Raw genomic sequence first — 2,551 nt, 5'->3', positions numbered from 1 at the left:
AACGGCAAGATCAACAGCAACACCAAGAGCAACAGAAAAACCGGGACAGCGCCGCGCAGCTGTATTGGAGGCAGGAAGTGCTTCTTAAACTATGCAGATATTTGTCTGGACAGATGGGTCCACTTTACTGCAACGCATTTTTGAAGTGTGTGTGCGCTGGCTAGCGGCGGCAATAAAGCGCTGCCACCTTGTGGCCACTTTGCCATGGGTCGCAGGGAATTGCTTTTTCGCTAAGTGGGTAGTGGGGTGCCGCGCTTGGCTAGCGCTTGCGCAGGAGCAGGTAAGGTACAATACGCGGCTAATTCATCCTATTGACTGCGCGTTGTCAGCATAGTGTTTGGTCTGATACGGACACGACGCTACCGCAGATCTTTCTTTTTGTGGCCTCATCCAAATTATGGCAGTCATCTCTATTACCAATGCGCAACTCGCATTCGGTCACGTCGCGTTGCTGGATCGCGCAGAATTTTTGCTGGAAGCAGGCGAGCGGGTCGGCCTGATCGGCCGTAACGGTACCGGCAAATCGTCGCTGCTGAAAACCATTGCCGGCGTCTCCAAGCTGGATGACGGTTTAATGGTCATGCAGCAAGGTATCAAGATCGCATATGTCGATCAGGAACCGCATTTTGATGAATCGATGTCGGTCTTCGATGCCGTCGCCTCCGGCATGGGCGAGATGCAGGCATTGCTGAATGAATACGACGCGTTGACCGGGCAGTTCGGCGGCGATAACGATGACGCCATCATGGAACGCATGCATGAGATCCAGAGCAAGCTCGATGCTGCCGATGCCTGGAGTCTGACCAACAAGGTCGAGACTACGCTGGATCGCCTGAACCTGAATAAAGATCTGCTGATGGGCCAGCTTTCCGGGGGTATGCAAAAGCGGGTGGCGCTGGCTTGCGCATTGGTCAGCACGCCAGATGTGTTGCTGCTCGATGAGCCTACCAACCATCTGGATTTCAGTTCAATCATGTGGCTCGAAGGCCTGCTGCGCGATTACAAGGGTAGCGTACTGTTCATTACCCATGATCGCAGTTTCCTCGATAACGTTGCTACCCGCATCATCGAACTCGATCGCGGCCGTCTGCTGTCTTTCCCTGGTAACTTCACGGCGTATCAGGTGCGTAAGGCCGAGCAGCTGGAAATCGAAGAAATCGAAAACGCCAAGTTCGACAAATTTCTGGCGCAGGAAGAAATCTGGATTCGCAAAGGCGTGCAGGCGCGCCGCACCCGTGACGAAGGGCGCGTGCGACGGCTGGAAGCCTTGCGCCTGGCGCGCAGCGCACGCCGCGACCAGCAGGGTCAGGTCAAGCTGGACGTGTCATCCGGCGAACGCTCCGGCAAGATCGTCGCTGAGCTGACCGATGTCAATAAAGCGTATGGCGACAGAGTCATCGTGCGCGACTTTACGGCCACCATTTTGCGCGGCGACAAAGTCGGCCTGATCGGCCAGAACGGCGCCGGCAAGACTACGCTGTTGAAACTGATTCTTGGCGTTGACCAGCCCGATAGCGGCAGCGTCAAGCAGGGCACCAAATTGCAGATCGCGTATTTCGATCAGATGCGCGCGCAGCTAAACGAAGATGCCAGCCTGGCCGACACCATTGCGCCGGGTAGCGATTGGGTTGAAATCAACGGCCAGCGCAAGCATGTAATGACCTATCTGAACGACTTCCTGTTTGCGCCGGAGCGGGCGCGTTCGCCGGTCAAATCGCTCTCCGGCGGCGAGCGCAATCGTCTGCTGCTGGCGCGACTGTTTGCCAAGCCTGCCAATGTGCTGGTGCTGGATGAACCTACCAACGACCTCGATATCGATACCCTGGAACTGCTGGAAGAACTGCTGGAAGATTATGCCGGTACCGTATTCCTGGTCAGCCATGATCGCACCTTCCTGGATAATGTCGTCACGCAAGTGATTGCCGCTGAAGGCGACGGCATGTGGCGCGAATATGTCGGCGGTTATACCGACTGGGAGCGTGTGCGCCCGAGCCAGGCGGCACTGATTGCCAAGGCAAAGAGCGAAGCCAAGATCGAAGTCAAGACGGAGGCAGCACCTGCGGCTGCAGCGAAGCAGAAAAAGCTGAGTTACAAGGAACAGCGCGAACTGGAAGAGTTGCCGCTGCTGATCGCCAAGCTGGAAGCGGAGCAGAAGGAGATTTCCAGCCAGCTTGAAGATCCTGACTTGTACAAGAAAAAGCCGGAAGAAGTGAAGCGCCTGAACGACCGCTTTGCAGAAATCGATGGCTTGCTGTTGGAAAGTCTTGAGAAGTGGGAAGTTATCGAGGCGCGCAGCAAGGGTTGAGGCAAGTCGGTCGCTGGCATCGCCGGCGATGATCGGGCAAGGCGCCAGTACTGTCCTTATTGTCAGTACTGGTGCGTCAGTATTAGTGCGTCAGTACTAGCGTCTTTTTTATGACGCTTATCGTTTGTCGAGATTTCCAGGAATTTGCATGGTTATAGTGGACCCGGAAATCCGGACAATAGTTTAAGGAGTATCCTGCACTGAACAACGAAGGCAGGATATGAACGAATTAAAACGAAACAGTTT

At 55.1% G+C, this 2,551-nt stretch carries 1 protein-coding gene; it reads left to right on the top strand.

All coding sequences use genetic code 11. The features are described from left to right. The first annotated feature begins 397 nt into the window (after window positions 1-397). Window positions 398-2,305 carry an ATP-binding cassette domain-containing protein gene (locus ACIQ0R_RS12220; RefSeq protein ID WP_395827840.1) on the top strand — a complete coding sequence of 636 codons (1,908 nt, stop codon included), beginning with the start codon at window positions 398-400 and terminating at the stop codon, window positions 2,303-2,305. The last annotated feature ends 246 nt before the right edge of the window (window positions 2,306-2,551 follow it).

It is taken from the genome of Collimonas sp. (genome assembly GCF_044339385.1).
In the GTDB taxonomy this organism is placed as follows: domain Bacteria; phylum Pseudomonadota; class Gammaproteobacteria; order Burkholderiales; family Burkholderiaceae_D; genus Collimonas.
This window is presented reverse-complemented; position numbering and strand designations above follow the sequence as displayed.